Genomic DNA, 24,323 nt, shown 5'->3' with positions numbered 1-24,323 from the left:
GCATCACTGCTGAGACACTACTCATTAGGGAGATGGCCCCAACTAATAATGTTTTCTTATCTGTGAAAAAACTCATGTTACAACTCCATTACGGATAAATATTATTACTCTGACCAGACAATGCATATAACATGCCAACTCTAAAAACAAACGTAACCCACTGTTATCAAATGAATTTTTTACAACCTTACAATTTAACTTAAATTATGAACTAGTAAACTTAATATATGAACATAGTTATGGATTAATTGATTCATTATTTAAGTCACTTTGTGAGGTGCAAATAAATTACCTAGACTTTGGGTCATTATTTTAGTCTGAGGGCTCACTGCTAATCGCACCACCAATCAACCTGGCGCCACATCTCTAGTTACGCGCACTTAACTCTCTGATTATCTCTGGCAACCAGAGGTAAGGAGCTTTGGTTTGGCTTGGTTTGGTTTGGCAATCGTAAGCGATGACTCGGCGACTCCCCATAACAAGCAAAAGTAGCGCGCATAAAAAAAGCCGCACTCAATTGAGTGCGGCTTTATTGTTGGTTAACTATTAGATACCGTCTGTTGCGATTTCCAAAAGTTCATCGCTGGTTTCTACAGCTTCGGCAGGTAACTCTTCTGCTGACTGAGTATCGAAGGATTCGCCCACAACACTGTCTGCACTTTCAGAGTTTACTGAGCCCCAATCAAAACCTTGTGCATCAGCGCCACCCCAGTCAAACCCCTGAGAGTCCATGTTACCCCAATCGAAGCCTAGCGCATTTGCGTCACCCCAATCAAAGCCAAGTACACTTACATCCCAGTCAAAGCCTTGTGCAGAAACTTCCCAATCAAATCCAAGTGATTCAGCATCTCCCCAATCGAAGCCTAATGCATCGGCATCGCCCCAATCAAAGCCTTGCGCCTGAGTATCACCCCAATCAAACCCTTGAACGTCTGCGCCATCCCAATCAAAACCATGAGTTAACACGTCGCCGTTGCTCAGTTTAATCGCTAGCTGGCCATCAGCGGTTACCATTGTTGGACCTTTAAAATGCTTTAATCCATTCAGGTCAGCTTGGATATCCATGCCTACGTTGGCACAGCCACTAGCCTGACTCATTACTGCTGCATACGCATTGACCAATCCTGCACCTTGAGTAAGAGGATCATAAGCCCTGCCTGTCGCTGGATCGTGTAACTTAGATGCACTGTCAATCAAACGACATTTCACATCATCCGGCGTTAAGAACGGGTTGTGCTGAAGCATCAACGCCACTGTTCCTGAAACCACCGCCGCAGCTTGTGAGGTACCCGAAATCTGATAATAATCTTCACCTAACAGGTCAGAGACAAAATTTTTCTTTTGCAATAAATTTTTATTCATTTTCGAACGAATGTGACCGCCAAAAGCCACCACTTCTGGCTTCACAAAGCCTTCAAAGGTCGGCCCTTTAGACGAGAACGTAGCGATACGATCGTCCGAGAAATCGAATTCAGTGAAGTTATCGGTCACAGCACCAACGCTAATAACATATGGATTGTTACCTGGCACGGTGACGGTGCCGTAATCAGAGCCTGAGTTACCTGTGGAAGTTATCACAACCACACCGGCATCCCACAAACGCATTACAGCTTGGTTAATAGGATCATTCCAATAGTTAGACTGCACATCAGCACCTAACGATAGGTTGACAACTCGAATTCTATAACGGTTGCGATTTTGATAGATGTAATTCAAACCATCTAATACATCGGAATAACTGCCACTGCCAGATGCGTCAAAGGCTTTAACAGACAATAAGAACACATCAGGCGCCATGCCGTTGAACTTGCCGTTCTCACTTTTCAGACTACTGGCAATAATGCCTGCTATATGACTACCATGACCGTTTTGATCGTCATTAAGTAAACGTGTACGCACCCCTTGTCGAGCATCATATTTAAAAAACGCTCTTGGGCGGTTGTAGCTGTTACGCAACAACCCTTTACCTTTTTTACCGCCCATTAAGGTACCACTATCCAAAACCGCAACGGTGATGCCTTTACCGGTAATACCAAACTCATGCAACTTATCCGCTCCAGTTTGGGTAGTAATGTAGTTATCTATAGAGAATTTTTTTGTAATACTGGTAACTGTCGAGAGTGCATCACTGATCCCAAGTCCCATAGTCATCACATTACGGTCTTCGGTCATTCTAAGACCTGACACGCTGGCCAGCTCAGTGGCTTGTGACGACGTTAGGTATGCGCTAATAGCGTTGATAATTGGAAATTCACGGGCTACTGCACCGCCGACGTTCTCAACCGCTGCGACCAAAGCATCACGTCCCAACCCTTGTAGAATGTAAGAGTTTTCTTGGCGTAATTGATTGCTCACAACCATCGTTGGCGTATTGCCTGATTGAGTAAAGAATGGCGTGCTGTTGGTATTAGCTTGCGTTGTCAGCATCACTGCTGAGACACTACTGATGAGGGAAACTGCCCCAACTAATAGTGTTTTCTTATCTGTGAAAAAACTCATATCACTTCTCCCTTACGGATGAATAAAATTACTCTGACCAAATAATGCACAACCCGTGCCAACCTGAAAGTTCAACATATCCCATTGATTTTACTAGAAAAATACTCAGACTTAAAAAGTGAACTTAAAAAGTGAACTGGAAAACTTAATATATGAATGAGTGAACACATCCCCTGGTCACTTTTTAAGTTCATTTTTTAAGTGGAAATAAATTACCTCAGGCTTTTATTACATGTTGATTACAGATATCAACAGGGTATGAACACAGACTTTCGATTAGCAATTAAGTTGTATCGATGGGTTTACCTATATATGCTTAATATTAATTTTAGTGAGTACGAGTGCAAAATAGATATGAGCCAAGGTTTAAATAGAAGCAGTAAGACGATTATTTCAATACTCGTTTTAGCCATCGCAATTCTTAGTTACGTTGTTTTTGTCAACCCTAGCCATGATCCCATCACCCTTTCAGAAGAAGCCGAAAGTAGCTTACTGGACGATGATGCTAACGCAGCCTTGTGGGAACAAAACCGAGAGGGATTACAAGGGACTCAAGAAAATGTTGATCTTGAAGGACTCGAACAAACACCGTTAGATTTGACGTTACTTGGTTTAGTCGCATCTGACACTCAATCTGAAGCGTCTGCGACTATTCAATCTCGGCTGCAAGTTAGAACCTATTATGTCAATGATCAGATTGCCTATACCAAAGCAACCCTAGTCGAAATACGGAATGATCGCGTGATATTGCTTAATAATGGCAGTAAAGAAGTATTGCTTTTGCAAGGTACTAAAAGCTCAGATCACAATTATGCAATTGATCCTAAAGACAGTGACGGCGAAAATTACACAATAGTTGATGATCCTGAAGGATTAGCCAAGAAGATCGGAAATCGCCCCAAGTTGCTAGAGCATGTTATTAGTACTCAACCACACACGGCAAATGACGGAACTTTAGGAATGTTAGTTTCGCCAGGTCAAAATCCAAAGCTATATAAGGCTGCGCGTTTTAAAGAAGGTGATGTACTTCAGAAAGTGAATGGTCATGATGTCACCACTGACGAAGGACTAGAAGCCATTCAAACATTAATCCCCAATGCGCAAACCTTAGTATTTAGTGTACTAAGAGGTGGTCGGGTGATCAGCTTATACTTGGATATCCCTTCTGAAGGATTAAAAGTAAAAACCAATTAAGCATCAGAACAAATATCTGATCGGGGATCTTCTAAACTCCTGTTTGTAATTAACTTCGTCAGACGTTGTAGGAGATCCCAGCTAACAACACCGTCATTCCCGAATGCTTTTGTCGGGGATCTTTTAAACTCCTGCTGGTAGTTAACTGCGTCAGACGTTGTAGGAGATCCCAGCTAACAACACCGTCATTCCCGAATGCTTATGTCGGGGATCTTCTAAGCTCCTGCTGGTAGTTAACTACGACAGACGTTGTAGGAGATCCCAGCTAACAACACCGTCATTCCCGAATGCTTTTGTCAGGAATCCTCTAAGCTCCTGCTGGTAGTTAACTACGACAGACGGTTTAAGAGCTCCCAGCTAACAACACCGTCATTCCTGAGTGCTTTTGTCGGGGATCTTCTAAACTCCTGCTGGTAGTTAACTACGACAGACGGTTTAAGAGCTCCCAGCTAACAACACCGTCATTCCCGAATGCTTTTGTCGGGGATCTTCTAAACTCCTGCTGGTAGTTAACTACGACAGACGGTTTAAGAGATCCCAGCTAACAACACCGTCATTCCCGAATGCTTTTGTCGGGGATCTTCTAAACTCCTGCTGGTAGTTAACTACGACAGACATGAACAACAATCAAAATTGGCAATTGTGGCTTTAGAGTGACAGCTTTGTTTCAGGGAAATAGATTTTTTGAAGAGAATTCGAGAATTACTGCATTTTGATAAGTGTCTATTGAGTAGACCAACAACATCAAAATGGTGCGGAAGGAGAGACTTGAACTCTCACGCCGTGAAGCACTGGAACCTAAATCCAGCGTGTCTACCAATTCCACCACTTCCGCAAGTGGGGTGGACGATGGGGTTTGAACCCACGACCACCGGAATCACAATCCGGGGCTCTACCAACTGAGCTACGTCCACCACTGAGTCTTACATTTTTACACTATTTCTTTGTTGCTCGCTACCGAATTATCACCTTTTAGTCGTTCTAAACTGTATCAAACAATTTAGTCTAACTTTTAAGGTATTCATCCTTCCGACCGCTGGCGCGTCCGGCAGGACTCGAACCTGCGACCACCCGCTTAGAAGGCGGGTGCTCTATCCAGCTGAGCTACGGACGCGTGACGAATCAATACAAACAAAAAAGTGGTCGGTGAGACAGGATTCGAACCTGCGACCCCTTGGACCCAAACCAAGTGCGCTACCAAGCTGCGCTACTCACCGAACAATCGTTGCGAAATCCTCTTCGCTACGGGGGGCGCATATTACCCACTTGCCCCTACCTCGTCAAACACTTTTTTAAACAAAATATTCAGATGCTCAATATTAGTCCAATTGGATTAAATATCAGCCAAAATATTGCCGATTTAATGAGGGTTGCTCATTTATTTTAACAACTCGTGATCTGGCGGCAATTTATTCTTAATCCACACCGCCAATCGGTGTTTCATGCTCAATAGATCTTCAGAGTCACTGGCTAATGGTGCAACCAATTTATCATTTACCAACAAACGGTAGATAATTTCGACTTTTTCTTTTTGTCCCATCTCAGGACTAAAATCTTTATAGCCACGATTTTTAGCATAGGTGCCGCCGACCGCAATAGCCATCTTCAACAATTGAGCTTCATTTTTAATTTTTTTCATGCATTAGGGCCTGTTGAACGTTTTTTTAAGTTGTTGGTTTATAAGACCATACGCCATTCTCATTCGCTGAGAAACCAATTTCCTTGAGATAGTTTTCATGTTCGGGACTGTCGGCTTCAGCCACTATTTCATCATATTGCGTCACCTGTTTAAGATGCTGGCCCGAACCCAGTACAAATTGTCCCAAACGACAATCTCGATAAGCGGGGATCACAAAATCAAAATCTACCACAAAAGTACCATCATCTAATTCAAATCCCGACAATAATCCCACCACTTCGGTGTTTTCCATTAGATAGAAAAAGCGCCGATTGAGCTGCGCCATCTTATTTAAAAAGCGAGGGAATAAAACATCTACCTCTTGTTTGTGAAAGTCTAAAAAAAATTTCACATAATTGGAGGGTAGGCTTACTTCTAAAATAGATAAGTGCTGATCGGTTTGCGTCAGCATTTTTCGTAAATAAACCACGTTGGTCAGCGCAATGAAGCCGTTTAATATGGCGACAGGGGCCGCGCCAATGATGACACCGTAGATACAAAAAGAAGCAGCGCCGAACAAGTTATACCAGCGCAGTTTAATGATAGAGCTTCTTGTTAATGAGAAGGCTATGAGCGCAGATGCGCAATAACCAAAAATTTCGACACCTGAGAATTCCAAAAACCACTTCCTATCATAAATTTAACATTGAATCGCAATCGTCTCGGTATTATACGTTAAATTGAGCTGAGCATATAACTCAAATCCACCGATAACGAGTAAGTCGAGATTGCAGAAAATGCATTGGATATGGGACAATGGGTACATCTCTTAGTTACACAAAGAAACCAACATGCCAGCGCAACTGATTAACGGTAAATCCATAGCACAGCAAGTAAGACAAAATGTAGCAGCGCAAGTTGAAGCCATCACGGCTGCAGGTAAGCGAGCACCGGGACTAGCTGTGATTAAAGTTGGCAATGACCCGGCATCTGGCGTTTACGTTGCCAATAAACGTAAAGCCTGTGAAGAAGTAGGATTTGTTGATCGCGCTCACGACTTACCTTCGAGTATCAGCCAAGAAGAATTATTGACCTTGGTCGATGAGCTTAATAATGACAACGAAGTCGACGGTATTTTGTTGCAATTGCCCCTACCCGCCGGCTTGGATGCGAACGAAGTATTAGAGCGCATTCGTCCTGATAAAGATGTAGATGGATTCCATCCATACAATATTGGTCGTTTAGTGCAACGTATGCCCGCCTTACGCCCTTGCACACCTAAAGGCATAATGACCTTAATCGAATCAACAAAACGCCCAGCAAAAGGATTGGACGCGGTAATTGTTGGCGCCTCGAATATTGTTGGTCGCCCAATGTCACTGGAGTTATTGTTAGCCGGTTGTACCGTAACAACCTGTCATAAATTCACTAAAAACCTAAAAAGCCACGTACAACGTGCTGACATTTTAGTGGTTGCTGTTGGTAAGGCAGAATTTATCCCCGGAGATTGGGTGAAGCCTGGCGCTATTGTGATTGATGTCGGTATCAATCGACAATCTGACGGTAGTTTGGTCGGTGATGTGGAATTTGACGTTGCCAAACAACATGCAGGCTGGATCACACCAGTTCCTGGTGGCGTTGGGCCAATGACGGTTGCGAGCTTGATAGAAAACACCTTAGAGGCGTACATTAAGTATCGTTACTGATGGTCAACGAATCCCCTGCAATTAGCGCCACTAAAGTCTGGGTTGAACAGGTAATAGTTAAGCTAAATTTCTGCCCATTTGCGAAAAAAGAAGTGCTTAATCAAAGCATTCGATATTGTGATATCGCGCAACCATCGACGCAGGTCGAACTTACCAGTGTGCTGCACCAAGAAATCATCTACCTAAATGAAAACCGGCAAACAGAAACGACTTTGATAATCGTCTCAAAAGGGTTAGAGAGCTTTTTTGATTATTTGGATGTTCTCGACAAGTTCGAAGATTGGATTGATGATAATCAGTATCGCGGCATCTATCAGATTGCCAGCTTTCACCCCGACTATTGTTTTGAGGATGAGCACTATGATGCGCCTTCAAACTACACCAACCGCTCGCCCTATCCCGTTTTTCATTTACTTAGAGAAGACAGTTTGGAAAAGGCGATAGCGTCATACAAACATCCTGAGCTTATTCCTCAGAATAATATCAATAAGGCCAATGACATGGGCAGCAGCGCTCTAAAAGAGCTTTTAAAGCGCTGTTTTCAATCACCTCAGTGCTAGACAAATAACAGCAGTCGTCTAAAACGACTCACTCATACCCAAGAAGTTACTCACCTGAAGGTGATTCACCCTCGTCAATATTCACATCTCGAGTTTGACTTTGCTGTGCTTGGCTTTCAGATTTAATAAAATCCGTCACCTGTTTATCTAATTGCTGTGCTGAGAAATTGGAAATTTGATAGCTAAGTCCGTCCCAATAACTCTGCCCTGTACTCGTCACTCGGCTAAATTTCACCCAAGCTTTTGGATCAGCGTTTAGTAACTGCATCTGGATAGCAGTGCCGTCCTCAAGCGATATTTCGTAGGTAATGATGTCGGTTTCTGCAGACCAGTTGGCTTCAGCGTCTGTTAGGATTTTATCAAAACTCAAATTGACCACAGACTCAACAAATCCATCAATCACAGTAGCATATTTCAGTGCTTGATTGGGCTGCAGATTGGTAAGTTCGAACGCACCGTCCTCAGCTTGATTACGCTGTATGCTAAAGCCTTTATCACCCATTCGAGCAATGGCCGAGAGTTGCTTTACATCAAAATCTAAAATCGGTTGTCGGAGCCAATCGAATCCATCAGTAGGTAGTTGAATCGATTGATCCAATAACCAACTCTGATTGTTGTCTACAAGGCGTGCGTAGGTCCCCTGACCAGAGCTCGCCTGACTACCAATCAATACTTTGTGAGTTTTCCCCGGCCTTGATACCTCGACTAAAGTCGCTAAGCTATCGGGGTTAGACACATCGGTTAAATTCAATTTATCGAAGTTTTCCGGACGCTTTGTTTTGGCTTCAAACAACACCGCCTGTGAAAGACCTTCGAGTAGCCCAGCTAATTGAGCTTGGTCCACTGGGTAATTGACAAAAACACCGTCAAGACGTGTTTGCCAGCCACTGCGAGCAGGCACAGCGTCAAGCAATACGCCATTGACTGATGATATTTTGATACGCTCAACTCGCGTCGCATTGTCAGCCAATGTTGGGAAAAGTCGCACTTTGTCTTGGTCATGCATAGCCGATTGCACAAACAAGTAATAAATCGCCGCGCCAACAATGGCCAAAAGAATAATCAAAGAAACCAGTTGTTTATTCATAGTTAGAGTCCTTCTGATCCATTTGACCTTGTCCTAAACAATCTGGAAAGCAGCATTAACACCAGCATCAATATGAAAGGAGTAACAGCAATGTTGATGAACTTGAGCCAGTTACCCAATTCTTCAATATCCTTATCTAGCTGATGCCTTACTTCTCGAAGTGCTTTTCTTATCTCAACCCGTTTGGCAACAAAGTCGTCGATGGCTTGTTGCTGCGCCGGAGACAATACCAATGCTGCCCCTTCAGCTTCTTGTTGCTGTAATTGAGCAAGTTGCTGTTCGGTTTCATCTAACTGTTGTTGCAGTAATTGCTCTTGCTCTCTGAACTTACGTTCCGCTTCTACGGTGAGCGCGTCGACCGTGGTAAAGGGTCTTGCGAAAGTGCCGCGACTACGTATGCTGATCAGGGCATTGCTGCCGGCTAAGTTTTCCACGGCATTGGTCACAAAGTCCCCGTTATTCGCAAAGGGCGTGAGCATGGTTTGGCCAAAGAAGTTGGCTTGTTGTACCCAGAATCGATCCGCTAGCATGTCTGTATCACCCACTAGGATGACATTCAACTGCTCAGTACTGGCTATAAAGTCTTGCTGCTGCGAAGTATCTAGCGCCTCATCAAATGCAGACTTTGCTTTACCGGTTAATCGCACAGCTAATACATGCTGTTGATTAGCGTTTTCAAACTCTCTTGATAGCGCTTGCGGCTCTCGGTTAGCAGCGTACGTTCCAACCGGAATCAAGGCAGTGTTGTTAGAGGAGCTCATTAAGGTTTCCCAACGAACAGAGCTACTTGGGTTTTTACTAAACACACCAAAGGATGCGCCATTAATCACTTCGAGGCTGGCCGTCGTTACGTCGCTACGGTTTAACTGCGCAGATTCAATTCCAATAAAACCAAAATGACGTGCAACGCCACCATCACTGGTGCGAATATCGAGTCCAAGTTCTGCATCCAACAGAGTTTGGGTCGCATCAAAGTTAACGCCCCACGCTTTGAACAGCGAGGGCAGATTAGAGCTGCTAGGCCCCATCGCGCCCATTCCCGCCATCATCGCCATGGGATCTGATTCGCTATTAGGATCAACAAATACCAATAACTTGCCGCCCTTAAGCGCATATTGATCAATAGCAAACATCAGCTCTTCAGACACTTCGGTAGGATGAATTAACATCACTACTTCAGATCCTTCAGGCAAGCTCTGGGCTGAATTACCAATTTGCTCTACATCATAAAGCTGTTGAAGTTGGGTTAAAAACGACCATGCAGGATCGAAGCGACCCGACATTGGGTTCTGCCCGCCTGACAAGGGTAGATCACTGACCACTGTTACTTTAACAGCTTGCGGGCTCGACAATTTATGCAATAGTTTGCTGATTTCATACTCTAGAAACTTCTCTTGCTGAGGATCAAAAAACGCAATAACTTCTTGATCATCCAGTGCATTGGTCGCCGCTAAACCCAGATAAATAGCATCACCCAGATTGCCAACGGTAGCCGCTGTGAGGCCAAATTGATTGGCTTGATCTTCGGCTTCGGAAAAAGCGACGGGGTCGATCACATTGAGTTTGATTTTCCCAGGCGCAGCATTGGCATATTCTTGCAACATGCTCTCTACACGACTGGCATAATTACGTAGCGTGGTCATTCCTTTGGAAGATTTATCCGAAAAGAAAAAGTACAAATTTATGGGTTCATCAATGTTAGCTACAATCTCCTTGCTTCCCTTTGACAGGGAATAAACTTGATTTTCGGTCAAATCAAGGCGCAACGGACTGAGTAACTGATTATTGAGCACCGTCAGTGCAAAGAACAAAATTGCCAGTAAAAATAGAATGAAAGAGGTAGATAATTTACTCATCCGATTAATCCGCCTTTTTGTGTTCGATGATCAACAAACTGACATACAGCCAAATTGCAATGGAAATCAGGAAATAACCCACATCGTTGAGTGCAATGACGCCCTTGGCCATGGATTCAAAGTGAGTTAAAAAGCTAAACGAGGCCACCGTATCTATGACTAACGAAGGTGCCCAGTTTTTAAAGGCATCAAGCACAATATTGCTGCCACTAACGACAAACAAGAAGCACACCACTACGGCTAAAATAAAGGCCACCACCTGATTTTTAGTCAGTGCTGACATGCACATGCCTATTGCTAAGAAGGCTCCCGCCATCAACCAGCTGCCAATATAGGCAGCAATAATGACACCGTTATCCGGCGCGCCGAGATAGTTGACCGTAAGCCACAGTGGGAACGTCAACAATAACGACAATCCCAGCACAGCCCACGATGCTAAAAACTTCCCAAGCACCGCTTGCAACGTACTGATAGGCAGAGTCATTAACAATTCAATGGTGCCACTTTTGCGCTCTTCCGACCAAGTGCGCATGGCAATCGCTGGCACTAAGAATAAATAGAGCCAAGGATGAAAATTGAAAAACGGTAACAAATCCGCTTGTCCACGTTCGTAAAAACTTCCAATAAAGAAGGTGAAAACGCCAGATAAAATCAGAAAGATAGTAATAAAGACATAGGCAACGGGAGTTGCAAAAAAGCTGGATAGCTCCCGCCTAAACAAAGTAAAAACCAGTCCCATTAGGCTTGCTCTCCTTGTGTAATTTCTCTGAAAACTTGATCTAGACGGCCTTGTTCAACAAAAATCGTATCCACCGGCAGTCGTCGTTCTTTAATATGTTCAGTCACATGATGCAAAATATTAGCACCATTCTGTGTCAACAAGGTCACTCGACCAGAGGTTCTGTCATGCTCCAAATCTAAAACGCCTGGTAACTCAAGGAAACCCGAAATATCAGAAGGGTAACTTAGGTGCAATGTGACTGCTTTATAGTATTTTGACCTTGCCAATAAGGCATCTGGGGTATCATCAAAGCGAAGTTGACCTGAGGATATAATCATCACCCGATTACACACAGCGGTCACTTCTTCCAAAATATGGGTAGATACGATGACGATTTTGTCTTTTGCTAAGTTCTGAATAAGCTCACGAACTTGATGTTTTTGATTGGGATCGAGGCCATCGGTAGGTTCATCTAGGATCAAAATCTCAGGATCATGCAAGATAGCTTGAGCAAGTCCCACTCGGCGTTTAAACCCTTTGGATAAATTTTCAATCGGCTTGTCTAGCACGCTTTGTAAATCAACCTGCTTGATAACAGTATTGATCCGATTCTTTTTGTGCTCACCTTTTAGCCCTCTTACCCTAGCAATAAAGTTCAAGAACTGTAACGGTGTCATATCGCCATAAGCAGGTGCACCCTCTGGCAGATAACCAATCCTTTTTTGAATTGATTTAAGATCATCTTGCAACGACATATCGCAGATTTGGATGTCGCCCGAGCTGGGCGCAAGAAATCCGGTTAACATTTTCATCGTGGTTGATTTTCCAGCGCCATTGGGGCCTAAAAAGCCCACAACATCACCAGCATGTACATTGAATGAAAGGTCATTTACTGCAACAAAATCACCAAACAATTTAGATAAATTATTTACATAGATCATACTATTCCCATCATGATCAAGAATTAACAAAATTCAGGGTGTATATGGTGCCCATAAAAAAGAATTCAACAATTTTTATTGGACAAATAAGCGCAATGCTAAACGGACGAAAATGGATTTGCTGACATAAGTCCCCAAGGTCAGATTTTTAGTATCTGAACGAATTGTCACCATGATACTAAAAAAAATGACTTAAGCTAGAACGAACTAACTTAAGTCCAAATGGGTCGGGGAAATGAGTTGGCGCAAGGCTAGCAAAGAAATATGTCGGGAAAATGTCAAAAGGCATTAAAAATGTTGCAGAATATATCAATGCGCTCCCTCATTTAAACAGGCTTAGTTAATGACAATTGCCATCGAACCCATTGCGTTTATCCGCACACCCTATAAACAGAAGTTTGCGATCCCTAGGCAGCCAGGATTGGCGGATGCAGCATTAGGTGAGATCCAATTTGTTGAAGGGCTCAATGATGCCGATTTTATTCGAGGCATAGAGCAGTTCAGCCACCTTTGGTTGTTGTTTCATTTTCATCAAACCCACTCCGCTGATATTTCCGCCTTAGTCAGACCACCGAGATTAGGAGGAAACCAAAAAATCGGCGTATTCGCGTCACGCAGCACTCATCGGCCTAATAATATTGGCATGAGCGTGGTCAAACTCATCCATGTTGAGCAGCGCAAAACCGGACCATGCCTGATTGTCTCTGGTATGGATTTAGTTGATATGACACCGATTGTCGATATTAAACCTTATCTGCCCTATGCCGATGCGATCACCGATGCACAAGCGGGCTACGCTCAAGCGCCTCCGACACAATCACTTGAAGTGGTATTTTCAAAGGCCAGCTTAGCCACCATTGCACGGCATGAAACAACCTATCCGCAGTTATTTACCCTAATACAACAGGTGTTATCACAGGATCCTCGCCCTGCATACCAGCAAGGTAAAGCGTCCGATAGGATCTATGGAGTTAAGTTGTTTGATTTTGATGTTCATTGGCGCGTAGAGCAAGCGCAATGCATTGTTGAACAGATACTTTTGGTCGAAACCTCAATCCGTTAACATCGTAGCTGTTTTTATAGCGCTAAACACGACATTATCGCTTTTGCGTCACCCGCTGTTTTGCTAGACTGTGTGCCGTTTTGCACCCCTGTGATTAAAAGGATCCACAAAGCTGATGCGTACCAGCCAATATTTACTGTCAACTCAAAAAGAAACTCCGGCAGATGCCGAAATAGTCAGTCATCAATTAATGCTGCGAGCCGGCTTGGTGCGTAAACTCGCCTCCGGCTTATATACCTGGTTACCGACTGGCCTGAGGGTATTAAATAAAGTCAGTGAAATCGTGCGTGACGAAATGAATAAAGCCGGTGCTATCGAGATGTTAATGCCAGTCGTACAACCTGCTGACTTATGGCAAGAAAGCGGGCGCTGGGAAGAGTACGGTCCGGAATTGCTACGCATTAAAGACCGCCACAATCGAGATTTTGTTTTAGGACCCACACACGAAGAAGTCATTACCGCGTTGGTCAAGAACGAGATCAGCAGTTATAAACAGCTGCCGATTAATCTGTATCAAGTACAAACTAAATTTCGAGATGAAGTGCGTCCTCGCTTTGGCATTATGCGTAGTCGTGAATTTACCATGAAAGATGCCTATTCATTTCATATCGACAATGACTCTCTTGAAAAAACCTATCAAGATATGTTTCAAGCGTACTGCAATATCTTTGAGCGCCTAGGGCTAGAGTATCGTCCAGTAATAGCAGACTCAGGTTCCATAGGTGGTGCGGTATCTCATGAGTTTCATGTACTGGCAGAATCGGGCGAGGATGCCATCGCCTTTAGTGATAGCTCGGATTACGCGGCCAATACTGAAATGGCTGAAGCGCTAGCGCCAGCAGGAGAAAAACCGACAGGAACTCAGACCATGAGTGAAGTCGCTACTCCTAATGTGGGCACCATTGAGCAGGTTTGCGCCCATTTTGACGTTACAGCAGAGCAAACGGTCAAGACATTGATTGTGCTGGCTCAACAACAAGACGACCAACCGCAAGGATTAGTCGCCTTGGTGCTGCGCGGCGATCATCAACTCAATACCATAAAGGCTGAGAAACTAGCCGAAGTGCACGCACCTTTAACGCTAGCATCTGATGATGCAGTCAAACAAATGTTGGGCTGTGATATTGGTTCTTTAGGTCCCGTGGGATTAACTATCCCAGTGATTGTCGATAGAAGTGCCGCCCATTTGGCTGATTTTATATGTGGTGCCAATAAAACCGGTTACCATCTACAAGGTGTAAATTGGCAGAACGATGTTGGCGAAATTCAACAAGCAGACATTCGCGAAGTGCAAGCCGGAGATCCTTCACCAGATGGCCAAGGGAAACTCGAAATTAAGCGCGGTATTGAAGTTGGTCATATTTTCCAATTAGGCGACAAATATTCTAGCGCGATGGGTTGTGGTGTATTAAACGAGCAAGGTAAACATCAAATCTTAACCATGGGATGTTATGGCATTGGTGTTTCACGCATAGTTGCAGCGGCAATTGAACAAAACCATGATAAGTATGGGATCATTTGGCCTGATGCCATTGCGCCGTTCAAATTAGCACTGATTCCAATGAATATGCACAAGTCGCATCGAATTCAGGAAGTGGCTGAAACTTTATATGAGAAGCTCACGGCTGCGGGCATTGATGTGTTGTTTGACGACCGGAAAGAGCGGCCTGGGGTCATGTTCAATGATATGGAACTGGTGGGTATTCCGCATACATTAGTAATCGGAGAACGCAACCTCGATGAAAACAAGGTGGAATACAAGAGTCGCCGCAGTGGTGAAAAACAGCTACTGGATATAGACAACGTCATTCGCTTTATTACCCAGTTGTAATTCAAATACAAAACGCCAGTTCTCACTGGCGTTTTTACTTTTGAATTCAATTCCATATAGTTTTCAATAACTTTGCATAGCAAAACATCTTAATTGTTGATTTGTTCACTGATACGCTATGCTAATACTTGCATGAAGTAGCAAAGCTTAAAAAGAGATAATCTATGCGCCTAACCTTTTATGGTGTGCGAGGCTCAACTCCCGCACCCGGACCAGAATTTATAAAGTACGGAGGCAATACTGCTTGCGTCCACTTGCAGTTGAATGACGGTACCGACATTATTCTTGATGCCGGAACGGGAATTAAAAAGCTAGGCCAAGAGTTAATCAAAAAGCAGTCTGATGTGCATTTGCTGCTCTCCCATAATCACTGGGATCATATTCAAGGCTTTCCCTTTTTCGCTCCCATCTACCAACCGGGACGCAACATTTTCATTACCCCAGGTATGATTTCATTTGATGAGCACGATGCGGTGCTAAAACAGATGACCGGCAGTTATTTCCCAGTTGATTACAAGACCCTACAATCAAACATTGAGCTCAAGCCGATTGGTAAAGACGTTGAAAGTTGGAATATCAATAGCGCTAAAATATCTCGCCTTGCGATGAATCACCCGGGTAGTGGCAGCTCTTATTTAATTGAAGCTGACGGCGCCAAAGTCGCTTACATTACCGACAACGAACTCTATCCTCCTTATCGCAAAGAAACCGATTTTCTAGAATGGGTCGAATTTGCCATGCAAGCAGATATCGTCATCCATGATGCCCAATATATGTTATCCGATATGCCCGGTAAATCAGGTTGGGGGCACTCGGTTGCAGAAGAAGCGGTTAAACTTGCGTTAGCTTGTCGCACTAAGCGTTTAGCGCTGTATAGCCACGATCACATCCGCACCGATGACGAAATAGCCGCCATCGAAGAACATTGCCAATATGTGATTGAGATTGCCGAAGACGACCTACAGGTATTTGCGGCAGCGGAAGGGCTAGCAATAGATCTATAGCTTCACTTTACGAAACGTGATTTTTAAGATTTCTGACTGACTGGCGACGTGTGACCGAGCTAGAAACCCTAGTTAGACTGCAAGGATTTGCCGCAAACTCAGCCATTTTATGCCGCCTTAAAACAACTTCTACCGCTTTGTTTTGCCAAATAAAGCGCTTTATCTGCACGATTAAACAAGTCTTGCTCTGAATCTTGCTCAACAAACTGGGTACTACCGATACTGCACGATACTCTATGTCTGGCTAAAATAGGCATATCTTGCATGAATCGACGAATGCGCTGAGCAATTTTACTGTTGGTTGCCGCGTCGCTGCCTGGCAGTAAACAACAAAACTCATCACCACCAAATCGAAACACGTAGTCGGTGTCGCGCACCGATTGACGCAGCGCATCAGCCATGGCGGTCAACACATTGTCGCCTTCGTGATGACCAAAGGTATCGTTAATTGTTTTAAAGTTATCCATATCAATGACTAACAGGCCAAATGCTTCATGGCTGCGTCGGGCCTGACTTATCAAGCGCTGCAGCGTTTCTTGATAATTAGCGCGATTACCTAACGAGGTTAAGTGATCTTTAAGTGCCAACTGTTTAACATTGTGATGCTCTAGCGCATTTTTAAGGGGGAATTTAAAGTGCTTGTGCAACTGATTTAACACCGTGGTTTCACGGGGGCTAAGCGGATTCGAAAAGCCATATACCAAAGTTGCCAAAATCGTATGATTGGCTACTTGCTCTAGGGTTTTTATATTGTTAGCCTGACTATTGTCTCCCATAGAGAGCAAGCCCGTTGGAAACTTAATGGTTACCGAGTCAACGTTAAGGTAGCGTTTCAATTGGGCATAAAAAACACTGGTTAACTTGTGCAGGTCAATGCTGGCAGCCAATTGTTGCATGATGTCATGCGACTCCATTTGGCTGAGTCCACTTTGTTGTGGATCCGAGCTAAAAAGAGTATCACTTATCAACGTATCATAGCGTGACGATAATTGTTCCAAGGCGGTAGCTCCTGCCAATTTTTTGGCGAATAGTGCAGTTTCAATTCAATCTAACGATTGTTTGCAATCACTATGCCAGTAGATACTGCTAAGCTTAAAAAACGCATTCCCAATCTAGAATTCGATAAAGGAAATAACACCCGATGCATGTGAGTTTCGCCAGCATAATGATCTTAATGACAGTCGCGGTATTCACCGTTTGGCTGTTTAAGCGGGTCAATTTACCGCCAATTTTAGCTTACCTATTTTGTGGCGTTGTGGCCGGTCCTCACATGCTGGCCATTATCGACAATCCAGAAGAGATGCACTTTTTTGCGGAGCTGGGGATTGTATTTTTATTATTCTCACTAGGCCTTGAATTTTCCCTACCAAAAGTACTGGCGATGCGCCACTTAGTGTTTGGCATCGGTCTTGCGCAAATGGTGATTACCACCCTTGTATTCATGGTCATCGCCAGTTTGTTGGGCTTTGATGCCAAAGCAGCACTGATCATTGGTGGCATGATCGCGTTGTCGTCCACCGCAATCGTGATAAAGCAGATGAGTGAGAAAGGCACGCTTAACACGACACGAGCGCAAATGGTGGTAAGTATTCTATTGTTTCAAGACCTGGCCGTTGTACCGCTTTTAATTTTAGTCCCCTTATTGGCTGAAAGTGCCCACAGCAGTTTGTGGTTAGCTATTGTCATGGCGCTGTTAAAAGGCACTTTAGTGGTTGGCATTTTACTCGCGATTGGCAAGTGGTTATTGCCACGCATTTTTAATGAAGTGGCTCGTACTCGCACTGATGAGCTGTTTGTTTTAACCACCATATTAGTTGCCCTATTGGCAGCTGGACTTACCTACTCCTTTGGTTTGTCGTTAGCACTAGGGGCATTCTTGGCTGGCATGATGCTCAGTGAAAGTCAGTACCGTCATCAACTTGAGGCTGATATTCGTCCCTTTCGTGACATTTTAATGGGATTGTTTTTTATTACGGTGGGTATGCGCTTTGAAATGCAAACGCTGCTCAATCAATTCCACTGGATATTGTTAGGACTGGTCGTGATCATGGTGCTTAAGCTTTGTTTAATCCGAGCCGTGACTTGGTTGTTTAAATCCAACAGCATCGACTCTTGGGCTACCGGCTTAAAGTTATGTCAAATGGGTGAATTTAGTTTTGTGTTAGCGGCTTTGGCGGTCAATCACAATTTACTCACGGCTGAGCAAGGCTCCATGTTACTGGCAATAGGCGTGCTTTCTATGGCCTTAACTCCGTGGCTTATAGACAACAGTCTGGGCATAGCCAAACGCTTAGTAACCGAGCAATCACCGGCTGTCACAGCAGACATCGGTGAACTAGATCACAGTGGCATGCATGATCATGTGCTGATCCTCGGCTTTGGTCGCGTGGGCCAATCAGTAAGCCGTTTACTCACTATCGAAGCAATTCCCTATTTGGTGGTTGACGCAGATCCGGTCAGAGTCAATGAAAGTCGTAGTGCCGGTCATCCTGTTGTGTTTGGCGATGTTAGCCAAAAGTCGATATTAAAGGCAGCAGGAATCGAATCGGCAAAGTTAGTGCTTTTGACCTTTGATGAGCACCAAAAAGCCTTGAGTGTGATAAGAACCATTACGGAAATACGTCCTAACTTGCCTGTTGTAGTGCGCACTCGTAAAGATTACCACCTGCAAGAATTGTACGCTGCTGGTGCCAGCCAGGTGGTGCCTGAAATACTCGAAGGTAGCTTGATGTTGGTGTCACAGGTGTTGCATTTATCGGGTATCCCAATGTCACGCATACTGAAACGCGTGCGCTCAGAGCGTAAGGAGCATTACCGACACATGCATGGCTTTTTCCCCGGCGAAACCACTGAGGTGAGTTACAATACCGCGGATAAATTAGAATTTATGCACGCGATTATATTAACCCGAAATGCCTATGCTGTGGGCAAAACCATCAACGAATTAGACTTGCTTAGACGCCGTATCACTTTGCAGGGCCTAAGAAGAAATAATGTAGAAATTGCCGATCCAGATCTGCATGAACCACTGCAAGCCAATGATGTAATCATCATTTCGGGCAAACCTAGGCGCGTTGAGCGCGCCGAGCTGTATTTGTTAGAAGGGCACTAGGGCAAAGGTGTTTAAGGCAAAAGCCTGAAACGAGGCACACCTTAGCATCTCAACCTTGTCAATTAAGGTTATTAATTTCACGTTCTATTTTTGATCGGTGGATCGCACCACAATAATGCCTGCGGCGCACTGGTGTCTTTAATCAATACTTTATAATAACCGTTTAATGGATCGACATCGGTATCCGTGATCACCACCGATGATTTGTCCGCAGAAACTCGATGGGACAAATCGTTATGATCATTATTATCGAATTGTATATCGCTCACCTCGTATCGAGGAAAGCCGCTGACAGTCACGGTTATATTGGAAGGCCCAGAACCGATAATTTCGGTAATCCCCCCGTCACCATCACTGCCACCGGTGTATCTAAAACTGTATTCCTGGCCATTGGTTGCTTGAACATTAATATATTTACTTCCTACTACACTGGCACTTTTTTGAACATCCAACGTGACTGAAAAATCAGGCATAATCTTGCTCCTATTTGAATCTAGTATTGAACCAAAGTGAATCGTTTTAGGTACGATTCCTAATGGGCGGGTCACACATAATGAAGTGATTATCAACAATATCGATCACTTTGATCGTGTATTCGCCTGACATCACATTCGCGCCAGTGTCTAAAATAACAATGCTTTTATTGTGATCAATAGCGGCCCCCTCAACAAAGGTCCAGCTCAGGTCGGCAGTCACACTATTATTGGTGAATAAACACTTCGCAATTCGATATCGAGCGTCAGCTTTGATCACAACTGGAATTGCTACAGGCCCACTACCTACAATTTCCTCTATGCCTCCAGCGCCATCGACTCCGCCGGTAAATCGATAACTGTAAGGTTGTTTTGAATGAAGTGCAGTTGTATTTTTATAACCGCTACCTTTGGGGCTATGGCGGTTTCGTACATCCAGTATTATTTCTTCGCATGACATAGCATTTTCCTTGAAGATAAATCAGTGCACAGTCGCACTGCTATACACTTATATTATACGCAATTACAGATAGTACAAATTTCAATCAAATGATGGGTTTTAAAGTTACTGCTTTATGGCAGCACTCAATCGCAGTTGATACGCGGTGGCCTGTTCTTTTTGCCCCAGATGTTCAGACACGACAATGAGATCTGGTAAGCGGATAAAAGGCACCTCACCCTTTGTAGACTCGGAAAGTATTTGCAAGGCATCTTGCCAAACCTGTTGAGCCACACCGAAGTCCTGTTGATAATGGTGAAGCTCTCCTTTTAGGATCAAACTGCGGGCATAGCTGGTGCGAAGTTCCTCTGGAACATCTTCTCGCCAAAACGCGGCCAAAATATCCTGTGACTCCTTTGCTAACCTTTTAGCGAGGTCGATATCTCCAGCTATTAACGCCTTACGACCATGGAAGGTTTTTACGCCGGCCAAAAAGTAAGCCGAACGTTCATCTTTAGGATTCGCCTCAAATGCTCGACTAATTAACTGTGAGGCTTGTTCTAAATGAAAATGGCTATTTTCGCCAGCGTAATGCACTAAGCGCCAATGGCTATTGCCAAACTCCAACATCCACTTAATGTTGAGTGGATCTCGATTGTGCAGTTGCTCAGTAAGCATTAACGCTTGTTGGAAAAGTCTTTCGGATTGTTCTAATTGTTGCAAATTCTCAGTTGCCTGGCCGAGCAACTTCAAGCTAGTTATATGAATTTCTCGCCATTCAATGTTGTGCGGCTCTGCTAATAGGTTTTGCTCTATAGCTTGCACTTGTTTTTGAAAATAACCTTGCGCCGCGCCAAGTTTTCCTTGCTCTAGTGCTAAGCTGCCCAGCCAGGAATCGACATTCGCTGCTTCAAATCTTAAAACCAGATCCTCCGGAAATTGCTCAAGCCAGTTGCTATAGAGTTTTCGTTCAGCCAACATATGCGCTTCAGCTTGTGCGAAATTTCCGCGACTTTTATCCAATACGGCTAAATTGTGATACCCGTATGCGACTTCTCTTTGCCAGTCGAAATTATCGGGATCTATTGCGGCTAATTTGATTGCACTGTCTCGATAACGGCTCAGCCACATCTGTGCATCCTGGTAACGTCCTTGCTCCCATGCCACATAGCCTCGCCAAAACTCTGCTTGTGATAGATCAAACAACCGCTGGGCATTTTCTGGTGCCCGCTGATATAGCGCTGAAGTGCGCAAATGGGCTTCTTTAAAGGCGTTCATTGCTTCGATGTAATTCCCTTCATTGAGACGCACTTCGCCAATGCCCGTTAACGAGCGAGCTTGTTCTTCCAACGTGCGGTCGCTTAAATCACGGGCATCCAAGTTAGAAAAGTACTCAATGGCTTTGTCATCTACTGAGCGCATTAGATCCAAACGCCCGACCGTTTCTAGTCGTTGCCGCAGATCACCAAGCATAAAGCCGACAATATCTTCGGCTTGTTGTTGGCGCCGCTGGGCATCATTTCGTGCCAAAAATGCCGACACGGCGAGCACCACAGCAATTGACATGCCAATTACCGAGGCGGTGGTGATAGCGGCCATACGCCTAAAACGGCGTTGTGCATCTCGTTGTGCCAAGGCATCAAAACCCACCCCTAACAGGCCGGCGGCCAGTTTCAAAAATGCCCGCTGCTTACCGTCACCTTGATCTCTTGCATCGGCAGCAAGAGGTTCCCTCTCTGGCTCGCCTGGGTGCTCTGGCGCCAACAAGCTGGCAGGGAAACACGCCACTCCAGGTGCGCGACTTTGCGGCTCTCCGCCAACGATAAAACTAAAGATACGCTGTTCTCTGCCTAGTTTTCGAAATTCAGCAACTTCATTGTTAACCCATTTCGATTGGGCCGAATCAGGCGAGCAGATAACGATAAGAGAGTTAGAATTGAGCAGTGCTTGGTTTACCGTGCTACCTAGATCTCCAGAGCTAGAGAGTTCATCGCGATCGCGAAACACTTTGCCTATTTTGCGGGGTATAGGGCCAAATTCGCCGTCACTGCCCACTAGCTTACTGGGCACGTTAAACGTTTCCAGTTTGCCCATCAACCAACGTGCTATTTTTTCATCGGCATGACTGTAACTGATAAAAGCACTGTACTGCATTGCGTGTCCCTTAGATCGACGTGAATGCGCTAAACGCACAAAGATACGACTATTTTCTGTGTAAATAGTGTACACCAGTATGCTCGAAATAGTGGCTCTTTGACATATTGAAAAGCGAATTTATAAATAACATTGATGGATAATTGCGCTTAAACAATAACGTTGACTATTTTAATACCCTATTGATTTCAAAAGTTAATTTGTAATTCCGCACGCTTTGTTCATAATTCATACACTAAGGACTTTAAGAAAACACGGTTATCAGGACGCATCAACTATGGCATCAGCTTTGGCAATAAATATTGGCGTATCGGGCCATAGGGATATCCCGCTTCAAGATGTGGCGAAACTTGAGGCTGCTATAGATGATGAACTGAATGCAATGCAACAACGCTACCCAAATTCAACCATTAATGTCCTTTCAGGATTAGCTGAAGGGGCTGATCAGTTGGTAGCTCGCGTTGCCTTAAAACGTAAAGTGAATGTGATCGCCGTATTGCCCTTTGACATTGAAGAATATGAAAACGATTTTACCGAGGATAATGCCAAATCGGAATTTAGTGCCCTACTAGCACAATGCGTAGACGTAAAAGTTTGCCACATTGATGATTCAGCTGACCGAGATGAGGGTTATTCGGCGTTAGGCCGTACATTGGTCAGCTGCTCAGACATTATATTGGCCTTATGGGATGGCGTAGTTGACCCCTCTGAAGGTTTAGATAGCGCTTCGGTGTTGCCCGGCGGCACGGCCGATGTTGTGAAAATGTGTGTGGAAGGACTGATGGATGATTCCAGCCTGCTGTTTTCAAAGCCTAACAAGACCTATTGTAAATGGCTGTTAACCAATCGAACTCGTCACCCTAGCCTTCCTGCTAGTATTGGCTCAGCCGAGAATATTGCGAGCTGGAAACCCTTGCCAATTCCGGGCAATCAAGAATTGTCTGTATTACAAGATATCTTGGGAAAAACAGAACACTTCAACCTCGATGCGCAAGCGATATCGCAACAAGATAAAGATAACAGCGTGGCTTTTCTACTTGGCTCGTTAGAGAAAAAGGATACCTTGGGGCCTATTACAAAATTAATAGAGATATATTCGGTAGCCGATTGCCTTGCCCAAACTCGTCAGAAACAGCGCTTCACTTCACTCAAATTGATCACCGTTTTGTCATTTTTTGCGATTACTGCTCAGCAAGTATACGCCGGACTCTTTCCTACCCTAACCTGGTTTATTATCCACATCGTTTTGGTTGCAATAGTCCTTGGGATCTACCGATTGTTTTTTGTCGGCACTGACTCCAAAGAAGAGCAGTTTGTAGAATGGCGGGTTTTTGCGGAAGACCTGCGGGTACAAATATTTTGGCATATTGCAGGTATCTCAGATCACTGCGCCAACAACTATCGCACCACTAAGCTGTATGAAATGGATTGGATAGTCGATAACTTAAATAAGCTGATGATGACCATTCCCGAGCCGCAACAATACGATATCAATTTTGTGCGTAAAAACTGGATCATTGACCAGCGTAACTACTTTTACGGTCAGCGCGGCGAGCGTGGGCGTGCTGCACAACTGATGGTGAAATTTAAAAAATTCAAAATCCTATCGGTGGTATTTTTTGCACTGGCAATCGCTCTCATGTTTTTCAGCGTGTTTAAAATCCAGTTTAATTGGCTGTCGGCACTATCCGACGATCTGTTGTTTATTATCATTGCCTTGGCGTTTATTAGCTCGGCGCTGTTAAAAACATTCTCGGCCCAAATGGGATTTGAAGAATTAAGTCAACGATACCTAAGAACGGGCTATTTCTTTCAACAAGCGATGAACAGAATGGCGATCATCGATGCTCAGGCATTACGTAACCAAACAAGCCAAATTCGGTCATATCAAAACGTGATTAAAACCATCGGCATCGAAGCATTAAACGAAAACGCTGCATGGTTACAACTGCATAAAATGAATGCCTATCAGGTTCAGGTAAGTTGATGCTGCATTAGGATGATATACCCAAGTTGGCATTGCAGGTTTCACAGGCATATCGTTCAAAATTGCCTCAAATATCGG

The 24,323-nt window shown here is 44.2% G+C and carries 19 protein-coding genes and 4 tRNA genes; 8 read left to right on the top strand and 15 right to left on the bottom strand.

Annotated elements, in window-relative coordinates; all coding sequences use genetic code 11:
* Nucleotides 1-546: 546 nt before the first annotated feature.
* Entirely contained in the window at nt 547-2,499 is a 1,953-nt protein-coding gene (locus ABD036_RS08520) for a S8 family peptidase (protein ID WP_343858672.1), read from the bottom strand.
* 312 nt (nt 2,500-2,811) lie between these two features.
* Between ABD036_RS08520 and ABD036_RS08515 the strand changes: the two genes are divergently transcribed.
* Nucleotides 2,812-3,693: a DUF2138 family protein gene (locus tag ABD036_RS08515; RefSeq protein WP_343858670.1), complete on the top strand. Its 882-nt coding sequence runs from the start codon at nt 2,812-2,814 to the stop codon at nt 3,691-3,693.
* Nucleotides 3,694-4,443: 750 nt separating this feature from the next.
* Here ABD036_RS08515 and ABD036_RS08510 read toward each other — a convergent pair.
* The 6 genes from ABD036_RS08510 to ABD036_RS08485 form a co-directional block, all read right to left on the bottom strand.
* Nucleotides 4,444-4,528, bottom strand: a tRNA-Leu gene (locus ABD036_RS08510).
* Between the two features lie 3 nt (nt 4,529-4,531).
* Nucleotides 4,532-4,607 (bottom strand) — tRNA-His (locus tag ABD036_RS08505).
* 123 nt (nt 4,608-4,730) lie between these two features.
* Nucleotides 4,731-4,807, bottom strand: a tRNA-Arg gene (locus tag ABD036_RS08500).
* Nucleotides 4,808-4,833: 26 nt separating this feature from the next.
* Nucleotides 4,834-4,910, bottom strand: a tRNA-Pro gene (locus tag ABD036_RS08495).
* Between the two features lie 161 nt (nt 4,911-5,071).
* Nucleotides 5,072-5,332 carry a DUF5062 family protein gene (locus ABD036_RS08490; RefSeq protein ID WP_343858667.1) on the bottom strand — a complete coding sequence of 87 codons (261 nt, stop codon included), beginning with the start codon at nt 5,330-5,332 and terminating at the stop codon, nt 5,072-5,074.
* Nucleotides 5,333-5,357: 25 nt separating this feature from the next.
* The gene (locus ABD036_RS08485; protein WP_343858664.1) at nt 5,358-5,990 is read right to left on the bottom strand and encodes a hypothetical protein; all 633 of its coding nucleotides are present in this window, start codon (nt 5,988-5,990) and stop codon (nt 5,358-5,360) included.
* A gap of 172 nt (nt 5,991-6,162) precedes the next feature.
* Between ABD036_RS08485 and folD the strand changes: the two genes are divergently transcribed.
* Complete coding sequence (gene folD, locus ABD036_RS08480) at nt 6,163-7,017, top strand: bifunctional methylenetetrahydrofolate dehydrogenase/methenyltetrahydrofolate cyclohydrolase FolD (RefSeq protein ID WP_343858662.1); 855 nt, start codon at nt 6,163-6,165, stop codon at nt 7,015-7,017.
* Nucleotides 7,017-7,577 (top strand): DUF1415 domain-containing protein, encoded by a 561-nt coding sequence (locus ABD036_RS08475; protein ID WP_343858659.1) that lies wholly within the window; start codon nt 7,017-7,019, stop codon nt 7,575-7,577. Before folD ends, ABD036_RS08475 begins: the two co-directional genes overlap by 1 nt.
* 46 nt (nt 7,578-7,623) lie before the next feature.
* Here the strand turns inward: ABD036_RS08475 and ABD036_RS08470 are convergent, their stop codons facing one another.
* Genes ABD036_RS08470 through ABD036_RS08455 form a run of 4 tightly spaced genes read right to left on the bottom strand, consistent with a single transcriptional unit; the run spans nt 7,624 to nt 12,182 of the window.
* Nucleotides 7,624-8,664, bottom strand: coding sequence for a DUF4340 domain-containing protein (locus tag ABD036_RS08470; protein ID WP_343858656.1), 1,041 nt, complete (start codon nt 8,662-8,664; stop codon nt 7,624-7,626).
* A gap of 2 nt (nt 8,665-8,666) precedes the next feature.
* Nucleotides 8,667-10,520 (bottom strand): GldG family protein, encoded by a 1,854-nt coding sequence (locus tag ABD036_RS08465; RefSeq protein WP_343858654.1) that lies wholly within the window; start codon nt 10,518-10,520, stop codon nt 8,667-8,669.
* Nucleotides 10,521-10,524: 4 nt separating this feature from the next.
* Entirely contained in the window at nt 10,525-11,259 is a 735-nt protein-coding gene (locus ABD036_RS08460) for an ABC transporter permease subunit (RefSeq protein WP_343858652.1), read from the bottom strand.
* Nucleotides 11,259-12,182 carry an ABC transporter ATP-binding protein gene (locus ABD036_RS08455; RefSeq protein ID WP_343858649.1) on the bottom strand — a complete coding sequence of 308 codons (924 nt, stop codon included), beginning with the start codon at nt 12,180-12,182 and terminating at the stop codon, nt 11,259-11,261. Before ABD036_RS08455 ends, ABD036_RS08460 begins: the two co-directional genes overlap by 1 nt.
* A gap of 343 nt (nt 12,183-12,525) precedes the next feature.
* On the opposite strand from ABD036_RS08455, the gene tsaA reads away from it, so the two are divergent.
* The 3 genes from tsaA (at nt 12,526) to ABD036_RS08440 (ending at nt 16,080) form a co-directional block, all read left to right on the top strand.
* A complete protein-coding gene (gene tsaA, locus ABD036_RS08450) occupies nt 12,526-13,245 on the top strand; it encodes a tRNA (N6-threonylcarbamoyladenosine(37)-N6)-methyltransferase TrmO (protein WP_343858646.1) in 720 nt (239 codons plus the stop codon).
* Nucleotides 13,246-13,360: 115 nt separating this feature from the next.
* Nucleotides 13,361-15,076: a proline--tRNA ligase gene (locus ABD036_RS08445; RefSeq protein ID WP_343858643.1), complete on the top strand. Its 1,716-nt coding sequence runs from the start codon at nt 13,361-13,363 to the stop codon at nt 15,074-15,076.
* 164 nt (nt 15,077-15,240) lie between these two features.
* A complete protein-coding gene (locus tag ABD036_RS08440; protein WP_343858640.1) occupies nt 15,241-16,080 on the top strand; it encodes an MBL fold metallo-hydrolase in 840 nt (279 codons plus the stop codon).
* A 107-nt stretch (nt 16,081-16,187) separates the two neighbouring features.
* Here the strand turns inward: ABD036_RS08440 and ABD036_RS08435 are convergent, their stop codons facing one another.
* Nucleotides 16,188-17,078 carry a GGDEF domain-containing protein gene (locus ABD036_RS08435; RefSeq protein ID WP_343858638.1) on the bottom strand — a complete coding sequence of 297 codons (891 nt, stop codon included), beginning with the start codon at nt 17,076-17,078 and terminating at the stop codon, nt 16,188-16,190.
* Nucleotides 17,079-17,221: 143 nt separating this feature from the next.
* Here ABD036_RS08435 and ABD036_RS08430 point away from each other — a divergent pair, with 143 nt between their 5' ends.
* Nucleotides 17,222-19,192, top strand: a complete 1,971-nt coding sequence (locus ABD036_RS08430) for a monovalent cation:proton antiporter family protein (RefSeq protein WP_343858636.1) — start codon at nt 17,222-17,224, stop codon at nt 19,190-19,192.
* 77 nt (nt 19,193-19,269) lie between these two features.
* Here ABD036_RS08430 and ABD036_RS08425 read toward each other — a convergent pair whose 3' ends face one another.
* The 3 genes from ABD036_RS08425 to ABD036_RS08415 form a co-directional block, all read right to left on the bottom strand.
* On the bottom strand, nt 19,270-19,665 hold the full coding sequence (locus ABD036_RS08425) for a hypothetical protein (protein ID WP_343858634.1): 396 nt from the start codon (nt 19,663-19,665) through the stop codon (nt 19,270-19,272).
* 46 nt (nt 19,666-19,711) lie between these two features.
* Nucleotides 19,712-20,125, bottom strand: a complete 414-nt coding sequence (locus ABD036_RS08420; protein ID WP_343858633.1) for a hypothetical protein — start codon at nt 20,123-20,125, stop codon at nt 19,712-19,714.
* Between the two features lie 105 nt (nt 20,126-20,230).
* Nucleotides 20,231-22,258, bottom strand: a complete 2,028-nt coding sequence (locus ABD036_RS08415) for a TIR domain-containing protein (RefSeq protein ID WP_343858631.1) — start codon at nt 22,256-22,258, stop codon at nt 20,231-20,233.
* Between the two features lie 277 nt (nt 22,259-22,535).
* Between ABD036_RS08415 and ABD036_RS08410 the strand changes: the two genes are divergently transcribed.
* Entirely contained in the window at nt 22,536-24,245 is a 1,710-nt protein-coding gene (locus ABD036_RS08410) for a hypothetical protein (RefSeq protein ID WP_343858629.1), read from the top strand.
* The last annotated feature ends 78 nt before the right edge of the window (nt 24,246-24,323 follow it).

The organism is Aliiglaciecola litoralis (genome assembly GCF_039523355.1).
Lineage (GTDB): Bacteria > Pseudomonadota > Gammaproteobacteria > Enterobacterales > Alteromonadaceae > Aliiglaciecola > Aliiglaciecola litoralis.
This window is presented reverse-complemented; position numbering and strand designations above follow the sequence as displayed.

What these genes read in the sequence shown, in the direction of transcription:
- ABD036_RS08520 (WP_343858672.1), bottom strand. Translation starts at nt 2,499, where the DNA reads ATGAGTTTTTTCACAGATAAGAAAACACTATTAGTTGGGGCAGTTTCC.
- ABD036_RS08515 (WP_343858670.1), top strand. Translation starts at nt 2,812, where the DNA reads ATGCTTAATATTAATTTTAGTGAGTACGAGTGCAAAATAGATATGAGC.
- ABD036_RS08490 (WP_343858667.1), bottom strand. Translation starts at nt 5,332, where the DNA reads ATGAAAAAAATTAAAAATGAAGCTCAATTGTTGAAGATGGCTATTGCG.
- folD (WP_343858662.1), top strand. Translation starts at nt 6,163, where the DNA reads ATGCCAGCGCAACTGATTAACGGTAAATCCATAGCACAGCAAGTAAGA.
- ABD036_RS08475 (WP_343858659.1), top strand. Translation starts at nt 7,017, where the DNA reads ATGGTCAACGAATCCCCTGCAATTAGCGCCACTAAAGTCTGGGTTGAA.
- ABD036_RS08470 (WP_343858656.1), bottom strand. Translation starts at nt 8,664, where the DNA reads ATGAATAAACAACTGGTTTCTTTGATTATTCTTTTGGCCATTGTTGGC.
- ABD036_RS08465 (WP_343858654.1), bottom strand. Translation starts at nt 10,520, where the DNA reads ATGAGTAAATTATCTACCTCTTTCATTCTATTTTTACTGGCAATTTTG.
- ABD036_RS08460 (WP_343858652.1), bottom strand. Translation starts at nt 11,259, where the DNA reads ATGGGACTGGTTTTTACTTTGTTTAGGCGGGAGCTATCCAGCTTTTTT.
- ABD036_RS08455 (WP_343858649.1), bottom strand. Translation starts at nt 12,182, where the DNA reads ATGATCTATGTAAATAATTTATCTAAATTGTTTGGTGATTTTGTTGCA.
- tsaA (WP_343858646.1), top strand. Translation starts at nt 12,526, where the DNA reads ATGACAATTGCCATCGAACCCATTGCGTTTATCCGCACACCCTATAAA.
- ABD036_RS08445 (WP_343858643.1), top strand. Translation starts at nt 13,361, where the DNA reads ATGCGTACCAGCCAATATTTACTGTCAACTCAAAAAGAAACTCCGGCA.
- ABD036_RS08440 (WP_343858640.1), top strand. Translation starts at nt 15,241, where the DNA reads ATGCGCCTAACCTTTTATGGTGTGCGAGGCTCAACTCCCGCACCCGGA.
- ABD036_RS08430 (WP_343858636.1), top strand. Translation starts at nt 17,222, where the DNA reads ATGCATGTGAGTTTCGCCAGCATAATGATCTTAATGACAGTCGCGGTA.
- ABD036_RS08425 (WP_343858634.1), bottom strand. Translation starts at nt 19,665, where the DNA reads ATGCCTGATTTTTCAGTCACGTTGGATGTTCAAAAAAGTGCCAGTGTA.
- ABD036_RS08420 (WP_343858633.1), bottom strand. Translation starts at nt 20,125, where the DNA reads ATGTCATGCGAAGAAATAATACTGGATGTACGAAACCGCCATAGCCCC.
- ABD036_RS08415 (WP_343858631.1), bottom strand. Translation starts at nt 22,258, where the DNA reads ATGCAGTACAGTGCTTTTATCAGTTACAGTCATGCCGATGAAAAAATA.
- ABD036_RS08410 (WP_343858629.1), top strand. Translation starts at nt 22,536, where the DNA reads ATGGCATCAGCTTTGGCAATAAATATTGGCGTATCGGGCCATAGGGAT.